This is a genomic window from Pseudoalteromonas sp. SR45-5 (assembly GCF_014163565.1).
GTDB lineage: Bacteria > Pseudomonadota > Gammaproteobacteria > Enterobacterales > Alteromonadaceae > Pseudoalteromonas > Pseudoalteromonas distincta.
Genome location: NZ_JACJDN010001022.1, coordinates 1 through 752 on the forward strand (window position 1 = coordinate 1; position 752 = coordinate 752).

At 35.1% G+C, this 752-nt stretch carries 1 protein-coding gene; it reads right to left on the reverse strand.

All coding sequences use genetic code 11. The features are described 5' to 3' along the window. Positions 1-399 precede the first annotated feature (399 nt). On the reverse strand, positions 400-752 hold a 353-nt coding region (locus tag H5072_RS20785; protein WP_182694680.1), incomplete at its 5' end, for a globin.

The window sequence follows — 752 nt, forward strand, 5'->3', positions numbered from 1 at the left end:
TGTCGTCGTCTTTTTGTTTATACCATGAATGAGATGGGTTTAGCTGATCGCCTAGTATTAATCTAAGTGTTTTATGATGGGTCATAGTAAAGCCAAATTTTTTTATACGGGCATAGTTAATTAAACGATCGTTTTAATATTTTACAACAAGCAAATAGGAGTAAATAAGTGCGTAACGACAATAGTTTGCTGTTTTTAATGCTGGGGATTATTTGTTTCTTGAGTTTAATAATAGATTAGTAAAACGAATATAGGCGGTAAATAACACAATACAGTGTGCTGTTAGCAATAGGGCAAAAAAGTTTAACCGCATATCAAGGCGTTTTTGACCATGGTGTTAAAATGAGTCTAATTAAGGGGAGATTAAGTAAATTAAGTCACCCCCCCAAAATTGAATATCTAAATTTTATTACTTTGCTTTTGCTGCATTCTTTGTTGTAACGAAACCACATTGGTAACGTTGAAAAGAACATTGCTTGCAAAGCTTTCAAAGTATCTAAGCGCTTTTTTCCAAGCGAGCTGACTCTCAGTAGTAAAATGTTTACCAAGGTGCTCTTCAAGGGTTTCGTAAAAAGCGTTAGATAAAAGGGCAATGTCACTGTGTGAAGCGCCGCTTTTTTTTAGATACATTAAATGGTGAGCTAAAAAAGGAGCTACCGATGCTGGTTTATCTAAATGCTTAACAATTCGTTCTAATACGCAAAAGAGGGTAAAGCTCTTTTCGTTAAACTGTAAGGCCGTCGGGTAATTCA